The sequence below is a fragment of the Ewingella americana genome (assembly GCF_006438725.1).
Lineage (GTDB): Bacteria > Pseudomonadota > Gammaproteobacteria > Enterobacterales > Enterobacteriaceae > Ewingella > Ewingella americana_A.
The window spans coordinates 13,546-32,415 of the sequence record NZ_RCZD01000007.1 but is presented as its reverse complement, the minus strand read 5'-3'; the positions used below and the strand labels follow the sequence as shown (position 1 = coordinate 32,415).

Below are 18,870 nucleotides of genomic sequence, written 5' to 3'. Positions count from 1 at the left end.
AAAAGGTCAGGCTAATCCCCTGACCTTTTTATTTCTGCGAAAGCAGAAACATCATGTGAACCATTAACGACCGTTGGTTAATTTTTCCAGATCGGATTCGATCTCGGTAATTTTATTCGCCACAACGGATTCCAGATGCCGAAGGTCATCAAGGATTTTGCGTTTCAGATCCACTTCAACTTGATCGCGCTGGCATATTTTGTCAAGTTCATCAATAACATAGCGAAGATTTGGGCTGATTTCGTGAATCTCTTTATAACCCTGACCGGCATTATCGGCCACGATAGTTTTGCGCTGGCGCGGATATTTAAATTTCACGCTTTTGGCAAAAAACTCGCCTTTATCTTTGCGGAAGTAAATTTTGAGAATGTCGTTATTGGCCTCCTGACGCAGGCTATAACGATCGATATCGTCGGGATTGTTAATACCCAAGCTTTTCAGGTTGTCATACATAGCGGCACCTTTTAGTTTTTACGGAGTGTTATCATGATGAACCGAACGGCGGTCAGGATCGTTGATTAATGACACAGTTTACCGCTCTACAGTTATAAAAATGGCGGATTAATTAACCCGCCAGATTCATTTTAGTCGATGGAGCGTAATAACTCATTAAGGCCGGTTTTGCCCAAGGTTTTGGCATCCACTTTCTTAACGATAACTGCACAGTACAGGCTGTATTTGCCATCTTTGGAAGGCAGGTTGCCGGAAACAACCACAGAACCCGCAGGTACGCGGCCGTAATGCACTTCGCCAGTTTCGCGGTCATAAATTTTGGTGCTCTGGCCGATGTAAACGCCCATCGAGATCACCGAGCCTTCTTCAACAATCACGCCTTCAACAATTTCAGAGCGTGCGCCGATAAAGCAGTTGTCTTCGATAATGGTCGGGTTGGCCTGCAATGGCTCCAGAACGCCACCGATGCCAACGCCGCCGGACAGGTGGACGTTTTTACCGATTTGCGCGCAAGACCCTACGGTAGCCCAGGTATCAACCATGGTGCCTTCATCAACGTAAGCGCCGATGTTGACATAAGAGGGCATCAGCACGGTATTGCGGGCGATGAACGCCCCTTTACGCACAGCCGCTGGCGGCACTACGCGGAAACCTTCGCGCTGGAAACGGGCTTCGTCATAGTCGGCGAATTTCATCGGTACTTTGTCGTAAAAGCGGTTTTCAGCGCCATCCATCACCTGGTTGTCGTTGATTCTGAAAGAGAGCAGTACCGCCATCTTCAGCCACTGATGCGTTACCCACTGACCATCAATTTTTTCGGCAACGCGCAGTTCGCCGCTGTCGATCATATTGATAACCTGGTTAACCGCGTCGCGCGTTACGCTGTCTGCGTTTGCCGGAGTGATATCTGCACGGCGTTCGAAGGCTTGTTCAATAACGGTTTGTAGTTGCTGCATCCTGTTCTCTTTCCTGATAGTGATGTTTAAAAAGTCAGCCCTCTTTGTATCACATTTTTTCGTTAGGGTTGAGCGCCTCGGTTAAGCGGCGCCGTATTTCATGGCGGGTTTTTTTATCCAGCGCACGGCGTTCACCATTGGCCAGGATGAATAAATCCTCTACGCGCTCGCCAATGGTCGAGATGCGCGCACCGTGTAGCGATAATCCTAAATCGGAAAATACTTCTCCCACGCGCGCCAGTAAACCGGGCTGATCCAGCGCGACCAGCTCCATATAACTGCGCCGGTCGGTATGAGTTGGCAGGAAACTCACTTCCGTTGGTACGCTGAAATGGCGAAGTTTTGGCGAAGGGCGGCGGGCTCGCGGTGGCTGATAGGCCTGAGTCATCGACTGTTCGAGTGCAAAACGGATAGCTTCGTGACGGTCCTGTGCCAGTGGGCTGCCATCGGGTTCGAGTACGATGAAAGTGTCCATCGCCAGGCCATCTCGGTTGGTGAAGATTTGCGCGTCATGGATACTCAGGTTGCGACGGTCCAGCTCCCCGGCCACGGTGGCAAACAGGTAAGGGCGGTCCGGGCTCCAGATAAAGATCTCAGTGCCGCCGCGCGTCGCCTGACGGCTGACCAGCACCAAGGGTTTGGTCGAGTCATGTTCGAGCAGGTGGCGGGCATGCCAGGCGAGTTGATTCGGCGAATGGCGCAGGAAGTAATCTGCACGGCAACGGCTCCAGATGTGGTGCAATGCCTCTTCGTCGATATTGTCCATGCGCAGCAAGGCCAGCGCCTGGAGGCGATGATGGCGAACGCGCTCGCGTAAATCCGGCGTATTTTGCATACCCCGACGCAGCTGTTTTTCGGTGGCGAAATAGAGCTCGCGTATCAGGCTTTGCTTCCAGCTGTTCCACAGGGTTTCATTGGTGGCGCAAATGTCCGCAACGGTCAGGCTGACCAGATAACGCAGGCGGTTTTCGCTTTGCACTTCGGCAGCAAACTGTTGAATTTCCGCCGGGTCTTGAATATCACGACGCTGTGCGGTCACTGACATCAGCAGGTGGCAGCGCACCAGCCAGGAAACCAGCTGCGTTTCGCGGGAATTCAGGCCATGCAGTTCGGCAAACTCCATGACATCCTGTGCGCCAAGGATCGAGTGGTCGCCGCCGCGTCCTTTCGCGATATCATGGAACAGTGCAGCCATCAGCAGCAGTTCAGGCTGCGGCAGGCGCGGATATAATTCCACACAGAGCGGATGCTTTGGGCGGGTCTTTTCGTCGGCAAAACTTTCCAGCTTTTGCAGCACGCGAATGGTGTGTTCATCGACGGTATAGGCGTGGAACAGGTCAAACTGCATCTGGCCGACAATCAGCCCCCACTGCGGCATGTAAGCCCATAGCACGCTATGGCGGTGCATGGGGACCAGTGCGCGGGAGACGGCGCCTGGGTGGCGTAAAATCGCCATAAAAATCTCTCGAGCTTCAGGGAGCATACAGAGCGGCGTCTTCAAATGGCGACGCGCGTGGCGCAGCAGCCGGACCGTGGTTGAGTAAATGCCCTTGATTTCGCGGTGACGCACCATCAGATAGAACATGCTAATGATGGTCTCCGGGCGGCGGCTGAAAAGCGTCTCATCGCGCAGGTCAATCAGGTCACCACGTAATTGGAAGTCTTCGTCCAGCGGGCGCGGTTTTTCATTCGGGCCTATCGCCAGAATGGCTTCATCAAACAGCTGCAACAGCATCTGATTCAGTTCGCCAACCCGGCGGGTCATGCGATAGAAGTCTTTCATCATCCGTTCGACCGGTTCATTGCCTTCGCCCTGGTATTGCAGGATCTGGGCGACATTAAGCTGTCGGTCAAACAGCAGACGGTTATCATAACGTGGCAGAACCAGATGCAGGGCGAAGCGGATGCGCCAAAGGAAACTCTGGCACTCAATCAGTTCGTTACGTTCGGCTTTAGTCAGAAAACCAAACGCGACCATTTCATCGAGCGAAGTGGCACCGAAGTGACGACGTGCTACCCATAAAATAGTGTGAATATCGCGCAGGCCGCCGGGGCTGCTTTTGATATCTGGCTCGAGATTGTAACTGGTGCCGTGGTAGCGCAAATGGCGTTCGTTCTGCTCGTCAATCTTGGCACGAAAGAAGGTCGGTGACGGCCAGAAACCTTCGCTGAATACATGCTTTTGCATATTAAGGAACAGGGCCACATCGCCGCAAATCAGGCGCGATTCAATCAGGTTAGTCGCGACAGTCAGATCGGCCAGGCCTTCGAGCAAGCACTCTTCGAGCGTGCGCACGCTGTGTCCGACTTCGAGCTTCAAATCCCACAGTAATGTGATCAATTCACCGATGCGCTGCGCCTGCTCATCATTTAGATGCTGCTGGCTAAGCACCAGCACGTCGATATCGGAAAGTGGGTGCAATTCACCACGCCCATAGCCACCAACGGCAACCATGGCGGTTTCAGCTATCTCGTCAAAGCCGTAGAAGGTCCATAAGCGTTGCAACAGGCGGTCAATAAACAGCGAACGGGCGTCTACCAGCGCTTCGGCACGCTGACCCGCGTTGAAGGCGTCAGCCAGCCACAGCTGAAATTGCTCCATATGCTGCTTGAGGCTCTGACGGTTGAGGTGGTCGTCAGTGTAGGTCAAGGGGGAGGCGGGCTGCGGGGGGAATTCAAGGGTCAGTTCCGGCGTCAGCTGAGGTTGAAGACTCTTTTCAGAGGGGAGATGATCAATCATATGTGCGCAGCCCATTCTTAACAGTAAGAGACAAAAAAACCGGCTTTCGCCGGTTTGATTTCCAGATATAACCCCGTGAGTAAGAGCGGGTTACTGCTGGTCGTGCGTAATAATATTCGGGATGGTGTCATCCTTACGCAGCGTCATAATTTCACAACCGTTGTCGGTTACCACAATAGTATGCTCGTACTGAGCCGACAAGCTGCGATCTTTCGTTTTTACCGTCCAACCATCTTTCATCGTGCGAATGCGGTAATCGCCTGCATTCACCATAGGTTCGATGGTGAATGCCATCCCGGCTTGCAGAACTACCCCGCCGTCATCCGCGTCATAGTGCAATACCTGAGGCTCTTCGTGGAACACTTCGCCAATACCATGGCCGCAATATTCGCGAACCACGGAGAAGTTCTCCGCTTCGACGAATTTCTGAATCTCTTTCCCCAGTGCGCGCAGGCGAATGCCAGGTCTGACCATCTTCAGCGCCAGATAAAGGCTTTCCTGCGTAACGCGGCACAGGCGCTCACCCAGAATCGTCGGCTTGCCCGCGATAAACATTTTTGAGGTATCGCCGTGAAAGCCATCTTTTATGACAGTCACATCAATATTCACAATGTCACCGTCTTTTAAAATTTTGTCGTCACTCGGGATGCCGTGACACACCACTTCGTTAATAGAGATACAGACTGATTTCGGAAAACCGTGATAATCCAGACATGCTGATATCGCCTGCTGTTTGTTATTGATGTGATCAGCGCAGATGCGGTCCAACTCACCGGTGCTTACGCCAGGTTTGACGTGAGGCTCAATGATTTCCAGAACTTCGGCGGCCAGTCGGCCAGCTACGCGCATTTTTTCGATGTCTTGAGGTGTTTTGATTGAAATTGCCATGAGTGATCCTGCAGATATCCTGTTTTGACGCCTTTCTTTCTACTACAACGTCGTCAATAATTAGCTAAGACTTATGGTATCAGCCCTGATATTAGCTGCCAAATTATCATTTCCCACTCAGCAAACTTCCTAACTAAAGTTGCTCAATGGCCGCGAATTATGGTATAAAGCGCGCCGGCAATCCGCTATGCCCGTAAGGAATTGGCGAGATTAAAGCCGAACACTCATATGTGTACTTATTGTTTATCGTAAGTAATAACACACACGTATCGACACATACACCGGGGTGCTCTGGGATTCGTTCTGCAGGGTCGGTGTTATGGGATACGTGGAGGCATAACCCCAACATCTACTATTAGAGGTTTTATCATGGCAACTGTTTCCATGCGCGACATGCTCAAGGCCGGTGTACACTTCGGTCACCAGACTCGTTACTGGAACCCGAAAATGAAGCCATTCATCTTCGGTTCACGCAACAAGGTTCACATCATCAACCTTGAGAAGACTGTTCCAATGTTCAACGAAGCTCTGGCTGAGTTGCAAAAGATCTCTTCCCGTAAAGGAAAGATCCTGTTCGTTGGTACTAAACGCGCTGCAAGCGAAGCGGTAAAAGAAGCTGCACACAACTGCGACCAGTTCTTCGTGAACCATCGCTGGTTGGGCGGCATGCTGACTAACTGGAAAACCGTTCGTCAGTCCATCAAACGTTTGAAAGATCTGGAAATCCAGTCTCAAGACGGCACTTTCGAAAAGCTGACCAAGAAAGAAGCGCTGATGCGCACTCGTGAGCTTGCGAAGCTGGAAAATAGCCTGGGTGGTATCAAGGATATGGGTGGTCTTCCTGATGCTCTGTTCGTTGTCGACGCTGATCACGAACACATCGCAATCAAAGAAGCTAACAACCTGGGTATCCCGGTATTCTCCATTGTTGATACCAACTCCGATCCGGATGGCGTTGACTTTGTTATCCCTGGTAACGATGACGCAATCCGTGCAGTTAATCTGTACCTGAGCGCTGTTGCTGCCGCTGTCCGTGAAGGCCGTTCGCAAGATCTGGCTGTTCAGGCAGAAGAAACCTTCGTAGAAGCTGAATAATAAGGCAAGCTCTACGCAAGAGCCCTTATTAACCAGGTATTGAATATGTTGGTTAGGGGGCCTTAATTGGCCCCCTTTGCTTATCTTAAATGCGAGAAATATCTCACCGCGAAATCCCTTTTTGCACCGAGATAATCGAGGAAAATACAATGGCTGATATTACCGCTGCCCTGGTAAAAGAACTGCGCGAACGTACTGGCGCTGGCATGATGGATTGTAAGAAAGCGCTGGTTGAATCTGATGGCGACATCGAGCTGGCGATTGAAAATATGCGTAAATCTGGCGCGATCAAAGCGGCGAAAAAAGCAGGCAACGTAGCGGCTGACGGCGTGATCAAAACTAAGATCGATGGCAACTACGGTTTGATTCTGGAAGTTAACTGCCAGACTGACTTCGTTGCTAAAGATGCTGGTTTCCAGGCTTTTGCTGACAAAGTGTTGGATGCTGCTGCTGCGGGCAAAATCACTGATGTTGAAGTGCTGAAAGCACAGTTCGAAGAAGAGCGTGTTGCACTGGTTGCTAAAATCGGTGAGAACATCAACATTCGCCGTATCGCTTCCCTGGAAGGCGATGTGCTGGGTAGCTATCTGCACGGTGCACGCATCGGTGTTCTGATTGCTGCTAAAGGTGCTGACGAAGAGCTGGTTAAGCAGATTGCTATGCACGTTGCAGCGAGCAAGCCTGAATTCGTTAAGCCTGAAGATGTGTCTGCTGAAGTGGTAGAAAAAGAGTACCAGGTTCAGTTGGACATCGCCATGCAGTCTGGCAAGCCGAAAGAAATTGCAGAGAAAATGGTTGAAGGCCGTATGAAGAAATTCACCGGTGAAGTTTCTCTGACGGGTCAGCCTTTCGTTATTGAACCAAGCAAGACGGTTGGCCAGGTGTTGAAAGAACACAATGCTGACGTCATCAACTTTATCCGCTTCGAAGTGGGTGAAGGCATCGCGAAAGTTGAGACTGACTTTGCTGCTGAAGTTGCAGCAATGACCAAACAGTCTTAATCAGTCATTGATGCATAATAAAATGGAACCGCTGTATGTCTGGCGGTTCCGTTTTATCCAGTCCAAATTCCTATTACATTGTGCACTGTTGTTTACTAACAACGTTATGATGTAAAGATTGACTCCCATTACGACACATTGCTTCTTAGGACATAGACCATGGCTACCAATGCGAAACCCGTTTATCAGCGTATCCTGCTAAAACTCAGTGGCGAAGCCCTGCAGGGCAGTGAAGGTTTTGGTATCGACGCGAGCGTTTTGGATCGCATGGCTCAGGAAGTTAAAGAGCTGGTCGAGCTGGGTATCCAGGTCGGCGTTGTCATTGGCGGCGGTAACTTGTTCCGCGGTGCGGGTCTGGCTCAAGCCGGGATGAACCGTGTTGTGGGCGACCACATGGGTATGCTGGCCACAGTAATGAACGGTCTGGCAATGCGGGATGCATTACACCGTGCCTATGTGAACGCTCGCCTGATGTCTGCAATCCCGCTTAACGGTGTGTGTGACAACTACAGCTGGGCTGAGGCAATCAGCCTGCTGCGCCACAACCGTGTGGTGATTTTCTCTGCCGGTACAGGTAATCCGTTCTTTACCACGGATTCTGCAGCCTGCCTGCGTGGTATCGAGATTGAAGCTGATGTCGTGTTGAAAGCGACTAAAGTGGATGGCGTCTATTCTGCCGATCCGGTGAAAAACCCGGAAGCGACACTGTACGAACAACTGACTTATCAGGAAGTGCTGGAGCAGGAATTGAAGGTGATGGATCTGGCGGCCTTTACACTGGCACGCGACCATAACCTGCCAATCCGCGTCTTCAACATGAATAAACCAGGCGCGCTGCGTCGCGTGGTAATGGGCGAAAATGAAGGTACGTTGATCACTAACGGTACCGTCTTATAATTCGCACACCCTATAAGTTCAGACAGCAGTTTCGCCAGCCTCCGCTGGCATGAGTGTTCACGGACTATACTGATGTTATGGTCTGCCAAGTAACCAGTTTTAAAGGGTTCCCAACGTGATTAACGACATTAAAAAAGATGCTGAAATCCGTATGGAAAAATGCGTCGAAGCATTCAAAAACCATATCAGCAAAATCCGTACTGGCCGCGCCTCTCCTGGCATTCTTGATGGCATCATGGTTGATTACTACGGTTCTTCAACACCGCTGCGCCAGTTGGCTCAGGTAACGGTGGAAGATTCTCGTACTCTGGCAATTTCCGTGTTTGACCGCTCGATCAGCGCAGCCGTTGAGAAAGCGATCATGACTTCTGATTTAGGGCTAAATCCCTCGTCTGCTGGCGCCACTATCCGTGTGCCACTGCCAGCATTGACCGAAGAACGTCGTAAAGATCTGATCAAAGTCGTTCGCGCTGAAGCTGAGCAGGGCCGCGTATCTGTTCGTAACGTACGTCGTGATGCTAATGACAAGACGAAAGCGCTGCTGAAAGACAAAGAAATCAGTGAAGATGAAGATCGCCGTTCTCAGGACGATGTTCAGAAAATGACAGATGTCTTTATTAAGAAGATTGACGTCGCTCTGAGCGAAAAAGAAACTGAGTTGATGGATTTCTAAATCCGGCTTTGATCCTTTCCAGGCGCCGCAATTGCGGCGCTTTATTTTTTATTAAGGTCCCATTTCTGACATCTGCTGCTAAATCTCATAGACAAGCTGTTAAAGAGGTTTCAGACTGATGCACTTTCCGAATTTACACTCGCTTTACCGGGTATTTTCATGAAACAACTGACCATCCTTGGTTCGACAGGATCTGTCGGCACCAGCACCCTCGCGGTTGTTCGCGCTAATCCTCATGCCTTCAACGTCACCGCACTGGTTGCGGGCAGTAACGTTGAGGTTATGGCGCAACAATGTATTGAATTCCGTCCACGCTTTGCCTCTATGGCCAATGAAGATTGTGCAAAAGCCTTGCGCATCATTCTTGCAGAGCAGGGCGTGAATACGGAGGTATTGTCAGGTGCTGAGTCAGCTTGCGATCTGGCGGCACTGGATGAGGTGGATCAGGTGTTGTCGGCGATTGTCGGTGTGGCGGGTCTGTTGCCTACCCTCGCCGCCGTTCGTGCCGGGAAACAGATTCTGCTTGCCAATAAAGAGTCGTTAATCACCTGCGGCCGCATCTTTATGGAAGCTGTGCGTCATAGCCACAGCCAGCTCCTGCCCATTGACAGCGAACATAACGCCATCTTCCAGAGTTTACCTGAGCGAATTCAGCAGCAGTTAGGTTATGCCTCACTGGAAGACAATGGAGTTTCTCGCATTATTCTGACTGGTTCCGGTGGTCCGTTCCGTGAATTGCCACTGAAAGACTTTGCCCTTGTCACCCCCGATCAGGCTTGTGCTCATCCCAACTGGTCTATGGGGCGTAAGATTTCTGTCGACTCCGCCACTATGATGAACAAAGGCCTAGAGTATATTGAAGCCCGTTGGTTGTTTAATGCGTCTGCTGAACAGATGGAAGTGATCATTCATCCGCAGTCCGTCATTCATTCGATGGTGCGTTACCGTGACGGTAGCGTACTGGCGCAGCTAGGCTCACCGGATATGCGGACTCCTATTGCTCATGCGATGGCTTATCCGCAGCGCGTAGAAGCGGGCGTGGAAGCGCTGGACTTCTGTCGCATCGGCGCACTGACCTTCAGCGAACCCGATCACAATCGTTACCCATGCCTGCATTTGGCCATTGAAGCCAGCCGGACCGGGCAAGCGGCGACCACGGCACTGAATGCGGCAAATGAAGTGTCCGTTGCCGCATTCCTGGCCGGGCATATTAGATTTACTGACATTGCCGGCATCAACCGTGAAGTCATGGAGCAGTCGGTGGCGAAAGAGCCTCACTCGGTTGATGAGGTACTGGAGATTGACCGCTCAGCCAGAGCGGCCGCACGTCAGAAGTTACAGACCTTTGCACTGTGATATATCGCACTTATCTGTGCGGCAATTTGTTCGCATCACATTGAAATGATATAGTCTGCGCCACCTGACGACCTCTTCAGGACTTATACCTGAATGTGTTTATCTCCATGAGTGATAAACGGTCAGGAAGAGCCGTGCCTGATCAGGAGCCACGGCTTTTTTGCGCGTTTATAACGCCAGCCGCTCAGTCAATGCCGTTGTGTTCTGATAAAGGAAATGAGTACGCGTTATGTCCCTCGAAAAGCAACAGATGTCTGACTTGTTTTGCGCGATGCCGCGCCATGTCGCTATTATTATGGACGGCAACGGCCGATGGGCGAAACTTCAGGGGAAAATGAGGGTGTTTGGTCATAAAGCGGGAGTGAAATCGGTGCGCAAAGCCGTCAGCTTCGCCGCCAACCATCAGCTTGATGCACTCACGCTTTATGCCTTTAGTAGCGAAAACTGGAACCGTCCGGCCCAGGAAGTCTCGGCATTAATGGAGCTGTTCGTGCGCGCACTGGACAGTGAAGTGAAAAGCCTGCACAAACATAACGTCAGGTTACGGATAATAGGTGATGTCAGTCGTTTCAGTTCACGTCTGCAGGAAAGGATCCGTCGTTCAGAAACACTTACAGAAAATAACGATGGCCTTACGCTTAACATTGCTGCCAATTATGGCGGGCGGTGGGATATTATTCAGGGTGTGAAAAAGCTGGCATGTCAGGTCGAAGCCGGCACTTTGCAGCCTGATCAAATCACAGAAGAGGCATTAAGTGCCGCTGTCTGTATGAGCGAACTGGCACCCGTCGATTTGGTGATCAGAACCGGTGGGGAACATCGCATCAGTAACTTTCTTTTGTGGCAAATCGCCTACGCTGAACTTTACTTTACCGATGTCCTCTGGCCTGATTTTGATGAAAATATCTTTGAAGGTGCGCTAAATGCTTTTGCACAACGCGAGCGTCGCTTCGGGGGGACTACACCTATTGGCGCCAATGCGTCCTAGGGAGAACTTTTGCTGAAGTATCGCATTATCACAGCTTTGATTTTAATCCCGATCGTCATTGCGGCGCTGTTCTTGTTACCGCCGCTCGGTTTTGCCATTTTGACCTTGGCTGTTTGTATGTTGGCGGCATGGGAATGGGGCCAGTTGTCCGGTTTCTCATCACGGTCACAGCGCATTTGGTTAGCTATTCTTTGCGGTTTTTTACTGGTCGCAATGATGCTGAGCTTACCGGCTTATCGCCAGTCGGTTCACCTGCCTCAGGTGAGCGCCTCGCTCTGGGCCTCGCTGGTGTGGTGGGGTGCAGCATTCCTGTTGGTGATTTTTTATCCCGCATCGGCCTCGCTGTGGCGAAATTCGCGCGTTTTGAGGTTAGTTTTCGGTTTATTAACCATCGTCCCTTTCTTTTGGGGTATGGTGGCGTTGCGTCAGTATGGCTATGCTGAAAATCACCACACGGGTGCGTGGTGGCTACTGTATGTGATGCTTCTGGTCTGGGGGGCGGATTCCGGTGCTTATTTGTTCGGCAAGCTTTTCGGCAAGCATAAACTGGCCCCTAAAGTGTCCCCGGGAAAAACATGGGAAGGATTAATCGGCGGTCTTCTGACTTCAGCCCTGATATCATGGTTGTTTGGTCGATATGTTCCGCTGAACGTCGTGCCGGCCACGTTACTGATGTGTTCAGTGATCGCGGCGTTGGCCTCGGTACTGGGTGATCTGACCGAAAGTATGTTCAAGCGTGAAGCCGGCATAAAAGACAGCGGGAGTTTGATCCCAGGTCATGGCGGGATACTGGATCGTATCGATAGCCTGACTGCTGCAGTCCCTGTATTCGCGTGTTTGATGCTGCTGGTGTATTAACCGTCTGAGACGGGATGTCTTCTAAGGAATAGTTGCGAATATGATGAACATGCTCTGGAATCTGGCCGCCTTTATCGTTGCATTGGGGGTGCTAATCACCGTGCACGAGTTTGGCCATTTCTGGGTTGCTCGTCGTTGCGGCGTGCGGGTAGAACGTTTTGCAGTGGGTTTTGGACGCGCGATATGGAAACGAACTGACCGTCACGGCACTGAATTTGTGCTCGCAGTTATTCCCCTCGGCGGTTATGTCAAAATGCTCGACGAGCGGGTTGAAACTGTTCCTGTAGAACTTCGTCATCTGACCTTCAACAGTAAGTCGGTTTGGCAGCGGGCTGCGATCATCAGCGCCGGGCCGATCGCGAACTTCATTTTTGCCGTATTCGCCTATTGGCTGGTCTTTATTATTGGCGTGCCTTCCATACGCCCTGTTGTGGGTGAAATCACCCCACAATCCATTGCTGCGCAATCCAAAATTTCTCCAGGCATGGAACTTAAGTCAATCGGCGGTATCGAAACGCCTGATTGGGAATCAGTTCGTCTATCTTTAATGGGGGCGATTGGAAACAATCAAACCACTTTAGGTGTCTCACAGTTTGGATCATCTGAGGTGGTTGAAAAAACGCTGGATTTACATCAGTGGCAATTTGACCCTGAAAAGCAGGACCCGGTGGTCGCCTTGGGTATTATTCCTCGCGGCCCGCAGATAGAATCAGTGCTTGCTGAAGTGCAAAAGGATTCCGCCGCCCAGAAAGCAGGTTTGCAAGCTGGGGACAGGATCGTTAAAGTCGATGGTCAAGTTTTGGCAAATTGGCGCACGTTCGCCTTGCTGGTACGCGACAACCCAGGTAAACCCATCGCGCTGGATATAGAGCGCGCTGGCTCACCTCTTAGCATGACGCTGGTGCCGGACAGTAAGTCGGTAGGGAAGGGTATAGAGCAGGGATTTGCCGGGGTAGTGCCGAAAGTAATACCTCTGCCTGATGAGTACAAAATTATTCGTCAGTATGGGCCGTTTGTGGCGTTTTATGAGGCTGGGGATAAAACCTGGCAACTGATGAAACTCACGGTCAACATGCTGGGCAAATTAATAACTGGTGATGTAAAGCTGAACAATCTGAGTGGCCCAATCTCTATCGCACAGGGCGCAGGAATGTCAGCGGAATATGGTTTAGTGTACTACCTGATGTTTTTGGCACTTATCAGTGTCAATCTTGGGATAGTGAACCTTTTTCCATTACCAGTGTTAGATGGTGGACACCTGGTGTTTTTGGCTATAGAAAAGCTAAAGGGTGGGCCAGTTTCCGAGCGAGTTCAAAACTTCAGTTACCGTATTGGCGCAGTCGTGCTGGTGTTGGTAATGGGGCTTGCACTTTTCAATGATTTCTCCCGTCTTTAAGGCTGGAGATTAGGTTAGGAAGAACGCATAACAACGATGGCGATCAAAAAGTTGCTCATAGCGTCGCTGCTGTTTGGCAGCGCCACCGTATACGGTGCAGACGGTTTCGTAGTGAAAGATATTCATTTCGAAGGCCTGCAGCGAGTTGCCGTCGGTGCGGCGTTACTCAATATGCCGGTTCGCGTAGGTGATACCATCACCGACGACGACATCAGTAATACTATTCGTGCATTGTTTGCCACTGGCAACTTTGAGGACGTTCGCGTCCTACGCGATGGTAATACTTTGATTGTTCAGGTCAAAGAGCGCCCTACAATCGCCAGCATCACTTTCTCCGGCAATAAGTCGGTGAAAGATGACATGCTCAAAGAAAACCTGGAAGCCTCTGGCGTCCGGGTTGGCGAAGCGCTGGACCGGACCACACTCACCAGCATTGAAAAAGGTCTTGAAGATTTCTACTACAGCGTCGGTAAATACAGCGCGTCTGTAAAAGCCGTGGTTACGCCTTTACCGCGTAACCGTGTCGATCTGAAGCTGGTCTTCACCGAAGGTGTGTCTGCGAAAATACAGCAAATCAACATCGTCGGTAACCATGCTTTCAGTACCGACGAACTGATTTCACGCTTCCAGTTACGTGATGAAGTGCCTTGGTGGAACGTGGTTGGCGATCGTAAATACCAGAAACAGAAACTGGCAGGTGACCTTGAAACCTTGCGCAGCTTCTATTTGGATCGCGGTTATGCCCGTTTCAACATTGATTCGACACAGGTCAGCCTGACGCCGGACAAAAAAGGCATTTACATTACCCTCAACATTACTGAAGGCGATCAGTACAAGCTTTCCGGTGTTGAAGTCAATGGCAGCATGGCCGGGCACTCCGCAGAAGTGGAAAGCCTGACTAAGATTGACAAAGGCGAGCTGTATAACGGCGCTAAAGTGACCAAGATGGAAAACGACATCAAGCAAATGCTGGGTCGTTATGGTTATGCTTATCCGCGCGTGCAAACTCAGCCTGAAATTAATGATGCTGATAAAACCGTTAAACTGCATGTCAGTGTTGATGCCGGTAACCGGTTCTACGTTCGTCATGTGCGTTTTGAAGGTAATGACACAAGTAAAGACAGTGTTCTGCGCCGCGAAATGCGCCAGATGGAAGGTGCCTGGTTGGGCAACGATCTGGTCGACAAAGGGAAAGAGCGTCTTAACCGTTTAGGGTATTTCGATACCGTTGACGTTGATACACAACGTGTACCAGGTACTCCTGATCAGGTAGACGTAGTCTATAAAGTGAAAGAACGTAACACCGGTACTTTCAACTTTGGTGTGGGCTACGGTACTGAAAGTGGCGTCAGTTTCCAGGCGGGTGTCCAACAGGACAACTGGTTGGGTACCGGTAACTCTGTGGGTATCAGCGGAACCAAAAACGATTATCAGACCTATGCAGAATTTACGATCACTGACCCTTACTTCACCGTCGATGGTGTGAGTCTGGGCGGCCGTATCTTCTATAATGACTTTAAAGCTGATAATGCGGATCTGTCTGACTATACCAATAAAAGTTACGGTATAGGCAGTACGTTGGGCTTCCCAATCAATGAAAATAACTCATTGCGACTGGGTTTGGATTATGTACATAACGATCTGTCCAATATGGAACCTCAGGTCAGTATGTTCAGATATTTGAACTCTGTAGGGATCAACCCGCCTATCACGGTGGGTACCGATACAACGTCCGATTCCAACTTCAGCGCGAACGACTTCTTTGCCAACCTGGGTTGGGGTTACAACAATCTGGATCGCGGTTACTTCCCGACGTCTGGTACTAAAGCCAGCTTGAATGGTAAAGTGACAGTTCCAGGTTCTGATAACGAGTATTACAAAATCACGTTCGACTCAACCAGCTATATGCCGTTGAGCGAAAGCCGCAACTGGGTACTGATGGGCCGCGCGCGCGCAGGTTACGCAGATGGCTTAGGCGGTAAAGAAGTGCCGTTCTACGACAACTTCTATGCCGGTGGTTCAAGCAGCGTTCGTGGTTTCCAGTCGAATACCATTGGTCCTAAGGCGGCATATTATAACTGCGCTGCGGGAAGTACTTCTTACAGCAACTGTGCGGTGAATAACTCGGACGATGCTGTCGGTGGTAATGCGATGGCTATTTTGAGTGCTGAACTGATCGTTCCTACACCGTTCATAAGCGATAAATATGCTAACTCGGTACGTACCTCACTGTTTGTTGACGGAGGTACCGTATGGGATACATCGTGGAAGAATACAGCAGAAACTGAAGCTGCTGGTGTACCTGATTACAGTAAGCCAGACAACTTCCGTGTTTCTTCAGGTGTTGCGCTGCAGTGGATGTCTCCACTGGGACCTTTGGTCTTCTCTTACGCACAACCAGTTAAGAAATACGACGGTGATAAAGCGGAACAGTTCCAATTTAACATCGGTAAAACGTGGTAACACGTTGAATGATATAAGCCTTTACGCAGGAATCGCAAAGGTTTGAGCTTGCCTCATTTCACGGGTATATCGCCCGTGAATTGTTTTTCAACTCATGCTTATTGTGTACTTATCGTGCCAAGATGGCACAAACGGGTGATGAAAGGAGTTTATAGTGAAAAAGTGGTTATATGCCGCCGGCCTCGGTTTAGTTATGGCTTCATCAGCAAGCGTTCAAGCTGCTGACAAAATTGCTGTTGTTAACGTACAAAGCATTTTCCAGCAAATGCCAGCACGTGATGCTGTAGCAAAACAGTTGGAAACTGAGTTCAAAGGCCGTGCAACTCAGTTGCAGACCCAAGAACGTGATCTGCAAACTAAAATGCAGAAATTGCAGCGTGATGGTTCTACCATGAAAGCCAGCGATCGCAGCAAACTTGAAAAAGACGTTATGGCTCAACGCGAAGATTTCTCTACAAAAGCTCAGGCTTTTGAACAGGATAACCGTCGCCGCCAGGCTGAAGAACGTAATAAAATCCTGAGCCGTATCCAGGATGCTGTTAAAGCTGTTGCGAGCAAACAAGGTTACGATGTTGTAATCGATGCTAACGCTGTAGCTTATGCTGGCAGTGACAAAGACATCACTGCTGATGTGCTGAAACAGGTTAAATAACATGTCTTCAATTCGACTGGCTGATCTCGCACAGCAGTTGGATGCACAATTGCACGGTGATGGCGATCTCGCCATCACCGGCATTGCCTCAATGCATTCCGCACACTCTGAGCAAATCACGTTTTTATCAAACAGCCGTTACCGTGAACAGTTAGCGACCTGCGCCGCAGGGGCTGTAGTGTTGACGGAAGCGGATCTGCCATTTTGCCAAACAGCGGCATTAGTGGTTAAAAACCCTTACCTGACTTACGCCCGCATGGCGCAGCTGCTCGACACTACGCCCGCTCCTGCGCAGGATATCGCCGCGAGTGCGGTCATTTCTGACAGCGCAACCTTAGGTAAGAATGTCTCGGTAGGCGCGAATGCGGTGATTGAGTCTGGCGTTTTTCTTGGCGATAACGTGGTTATCGGCGCTGGCTGTTTCATCGGTAAGAATGCAAAATTAGGGGCAGGAACCCGCATCTGGGCAAATGTTTCTATTTATCATCGTGTTGAAATTGGTGAAGATTGCCTTGTTCAATCCGGTACTGTCATCGGTGCCGACGGTTTTGGTTATGCCAATGATCGTGGTAATTGGATTAAAATTCCACAGCTCGGCACGGTTTTAATTGGTGATCGTGTTGAAATTGGTGCCTGTACCACCATCGATCGCGGTGCACTCGACGACACCCTCATCGGCAACGGCGTCATCATCGATAACCAATGTCAGATTGCGCACAACGTCGTGATTGGCGACAATACGGCGGTTGCAGGCGGTGTCATTATGGCTGGTAGTCTGAAAATTGGACGCTACTGCCAGATAGGCGGAGCCAGTGTTATCAACGGTCACATGGAGATTTGTGATAAGGCCGTGGTGACAGGAATGGGAATGGTGATGCGACCAATCACTGAACCTGGGGTATACTCCTCCGGTATTCCGTTACAGCCGAATAAAGTGTGGCGTAAAACCGCTGCGTTGGTAATGAATATCGATGAGATGAATAAGCGCTTGAAAGCTGTCGAGCGTAAAATCGAAGAAGACTAAGTTACCGACTATCGTGTGCTGGAGCCCTGGCTGTACGCCAACTCTGGCTGCACATGTTTCTATTTGCGGCCTGCCTAATGACCCTCTTTGGGGATCAAGCAGGCCGTGTTATTGATGCCATCAGTTTTTAGACAGGAAGAGTATTTTGACAACTGACACTCATACTCTGCGTATTGAAGAGATATTGGATCTGCTGCCACACCGTTACCCGTTCTTATTGGTTGACCGGGTGCTGGATTTTGAAAAAGGGAAGTTTTTACGCGCAGTGAAAAACGTTTCTTTTAACGAACCGTTCTTCCAGGGCCATTTTCCGGGTAAACCTATTTTCCCCGGCGTATTGATTCTTGAAGCGATGGCGCAGGCCACCGGTATCTTAGCGTTCAAAAGCGTAGGAAAATTAGAGCCGGGCGAGCTGTACTATTTTGCAGCCATTGATGATGCTCGATTTAAACGTCCGGTACTGCCGGGTGACCAGATGATTCTTGAAGTTGAATTTATTAAAGAGCGTCGTGGTGTTGCTCGTTTTAAAGGTGTCGCTAAAGTAGATGGTGAGATTGCTTGCGAGGCATCAATGATGTGCGCCCGCCGCCGGGAGGCTTAATAAGTGATAGACAAAACCGCCTTTATTCATCCAAGCGCTATTGTTGAGGACGGTGCCGTTATCGGTGCCGGTGTTCATATCGGTCCTTTCTGTTATGTCGGTTCCCAGGTGGAAATCGGAGAAGGCACTGAGCTTAAATCACACGTTGTTATTAATGGCGTGACCAAAGTTGGTCGCGACAACCGCATTTTCCAGTTCGTCTCCATTGGTGAAATTAACCAGGATCTGAAATATGCGGGCGAACCAACACGCGTTGAAGTCGGCGATCGCAACAATATTCGTGAGAGCGTCACCATTCATCGTGGTACCGTTCAGGGCGGTGGCTTGACCAAAGTGGGTAACGATAACCTGTTAATGGTTAACGCACATATTGCCCACGATTGCGCCATAGGGAATCGTTGTATTCTGGCCAATAACGCGACATTAGGGGGTCATGTCGAGATTGACGACCACGCTATCATTGGTGGTATGACCGCGGTGCATCAGTTCTGTATCATCGGTGCACACGTAATGGTCGGCGGCTGTTCTGGCGTGGCTCAGGACGTACCGCCGTTTGTTATTGCTCAAGGTAACCACGCTACACCATTCGGTATTAATATCGAAGGGTTGAAGCGTCGCGGTTTCGATAAGCCTTCACTGCACGCCATCCGTAACGCTTACAAAATATTGTACCGTAGCGGGAAAACGCTGGAAGAAGCCCAACCTGAAATTGCCGACATCGCCGCAGAATTCCCGGCAGTCAAACCCTTCAGTGATTTCTTTGCCCGTTCTACACGTGGCATTATCCGCTGACAGGTTGATCATTCGGTAAACTCTTTATTGAGTAAAT

The 18,870-nt window shown here is 50.2% G+C and carries 17 protein-coding genes; 13 read left to right on the top strand and 4 right to left on the bottom strand.

What is annotated here, in order from left to right; genetic code table 11:
- Positions 1–63: 63 nt before the first annotated feature.
- From EAH77_RS13825 to map, 4 genes are all read right to left on the bottom strand, one after another.
- Entirely contained in the window at positions 64–453 is a 390-nt protein-coding gene (locus tag EAH77_RS13825; protein ID WP_140473394.1) for a DUF3461 family protein, read from the bottom strand.
- 131 nt (positions 454–584) lie between these two features.
- Positions 585–1,409, bottom strand: a complete 825-nt coding sequence (gene dapD, locus EAH77_RS13820) for a 2,3,4,5-tetrahydropyridine-2,6-dicarboxylate N-succinyltransferase (protein WP_140473393.1) — start codon at positions 1,407–1,409, stop codon at positions 585–587.
- A gap of 49 nt (positions 1,410–1,458) precedes the next feature.
- A complete protein-coding gene (gene glnD, locus EAH77_RS13815) occupies positions 1,459–4,149 on the bottom strand; it encodes a bifunctional uridylyltransferase/uridylyl-removing protein GlnD (protein WP_161985803.1) in 2,691 nt (896 codons plus the stop codon).
- Positions 4,150–4,239: 90 nt separating this feature from the next.
- Positions 4,240–5,037 (bottom strand): type I methionyl aminopeptidase, encoded by a 798-nt coding sequence (gene map / locus EAH77_RS13810; protein ID WP_140473392.1) that lies wholly within the window; start codon positions 5,035–5,037, stop codon positions 4,240–4,242.
- Between the two features lie 369 nt (positions 5,038–5,406).
- On the opposite strand from map, the gene rpsB reads away from it, so the two are divergent.
- From rpsB to lpxA, 13 genes are all read left to right on the top strand, one after another.
- A complete protein-coding gene (gene rpsB / locus EAH77_RS13805) occupies positions 5,407–6,132 on the top strand; it encodes a 30S ribosomal protein S2 (RefSeq protein WP_140473391.1) in 726 nt (241 codons plus the stop codon).
- A gap of 149 nt (positions 6,133–6,281) precedes the next feature.
- Positions 6,282–7,133 (top strand): translation elongation factor Ts, encoded by an 852-nt coding sequence (tsf, locus tag EAH77_RS13800; protein ID WP_140473390.1) that lies wholly within the window; start codon positions 6,282–6,284, stop codon positions 7,131–7,133.
- Between the two features lie 159 nt (positions 7,134–7,292).
- A complete protein-coding gene (pyrH, locus tag EAH77_RS13795; RefSeq protein WP_140473389.1) occupies positions 7,293–8,030 on the top strand; it encodes a UMP kinase in 738 nt (245 codons plus the stop codon).
- 115 nt (positions 8,031–8,145) lie between these two features.
- The gene (gene frr / locus EAH77_RS13790; protein WP_140473388.1) at positions 8,146–8,703 is read left to right on the top strand and encodes a ribosome recycling factor; all 558 of its coding nucleotides are present in this window, start codon (positions 8,146–8,148) and stop codon (positions 8,701–8,703) included.
- A 159-nt stretch (positions 8,704–8,862) separates the two neighbouring features.
- Positions 8,863–10,059, top strand: a complete 1,197-nt coding sequence (gene ispC / locus EAH77_RS13785) for a 1-deoxy-D-xylulose-5-phosphate reductoisomerase (RefSeq protein ID WP_140473387.1) — start codon at positions 8,863–8,865, stop codon at positions 10,057–10,059.
- Between the two features lie 229 nt (positions 10,060–10,288).
- Positions 10,289–11,047, top strand: a complete 759-nt coding sequence (gene ispU, locus EAH77_RS13780; protein ID WP_140473386.1) for a (2E,6E)-farnesyl-diphosphate-specific ditrans,polycis-undecaprenyl-diphosphate synthase — start codon at positions 10,289–10,291, stop codon at positions 11,045–11,047.
- Between the two features lie 9 nt (positions 11,048–11,056).
- A complete protein-coding gene (gene cdsA, locus EAH77_RS13775) occupies positions 11,057–11,905 on the top strand; it encodes a phosphatidate cytidylyltransferase (protein WP_140473385.1) in 849 nt (282 codons plus the stop codon).
- Between the two features lie 40 nt (positions 11,906–11,945).
- A complete protein-coding gene (gene rseP / locus EAH77_RS13770; protein WP_140473384.1) occupies positions 11,946–13,301 on the top strand; it encodes a sigma E protease regulator RseP in 1,356 nt (451 codons plus the stop codon).
- A gap of 36 nt (positions 13,302–13,337) precedes the next feature.
- Positions 13,338–15,764, top strand: a complete 2,427-nt coding sequence (bamA, locus tag EAH77_RS13765) for an outer membrane protein assembly factor BamA (RefSeq protein WP_140473383.1) — start codon at positions 13,338–13,340, stop codon at positions 15,762–15,764.
- Positions 15,765–15,918: 154 nt separating this feature from the next.
- Positions 15,919–16,416 carry a molecular chaperone Skp gene (gene skp, locus EAH77_RS13760; RefSeq protein ID WP_140473382.1) on the top strand — a complete coding sequence of 166 codons (498 nt, stop codon included), beginning with the start codon at positions 15,919–15,921 and terminating at the stop codon, positions 16,414–16,416.
- Between the two features lies 1 nt (position 16,417).
- A complete protein-coding gene (gene lpxD, locus EAH77_RS13755; protein ID WP_140473381.1) occupies positions 16,418–17,440 on the top strand; it encodes a UDP-3-O-(3-hydroxymyristoyl)glucosamine N-acyltransferase in 1,023 nt (340 codons plus the stop codon).
- Between the two features lie 145 nt (positions 17,441–17,585).
- On the top strand, positions 17,586–18,041 hold the full coding sequence (gene fabZ / locus EAH77_RS13750; RefSeq protein ID WP_140473380.1) for a 3-hydroxyacyl-ACP dehydratase FabZ: 456 nt from the start codon (positions 17,586–17,588) through the stop codon (positions 18,039–18,041).
- Between the two features lie 3 nt (positions 18,042–18,044).
- Positions 18,045–18,833: an acyl-ACP--UDP-N-acetylglucosamine O-acyltransferase gene (gene lpxA / locus EAH77_RS13745; RefSeq protein WP_140473379.1), complete on the top strand. Its 789-nt coding sequence runs from the start codon at positions 18,045–18,047 to the stop codon at positions 18,831–18,833.
- The last annotated feature ends 37 nt before the right edge of the window (positions 18,834–18,870 follow it).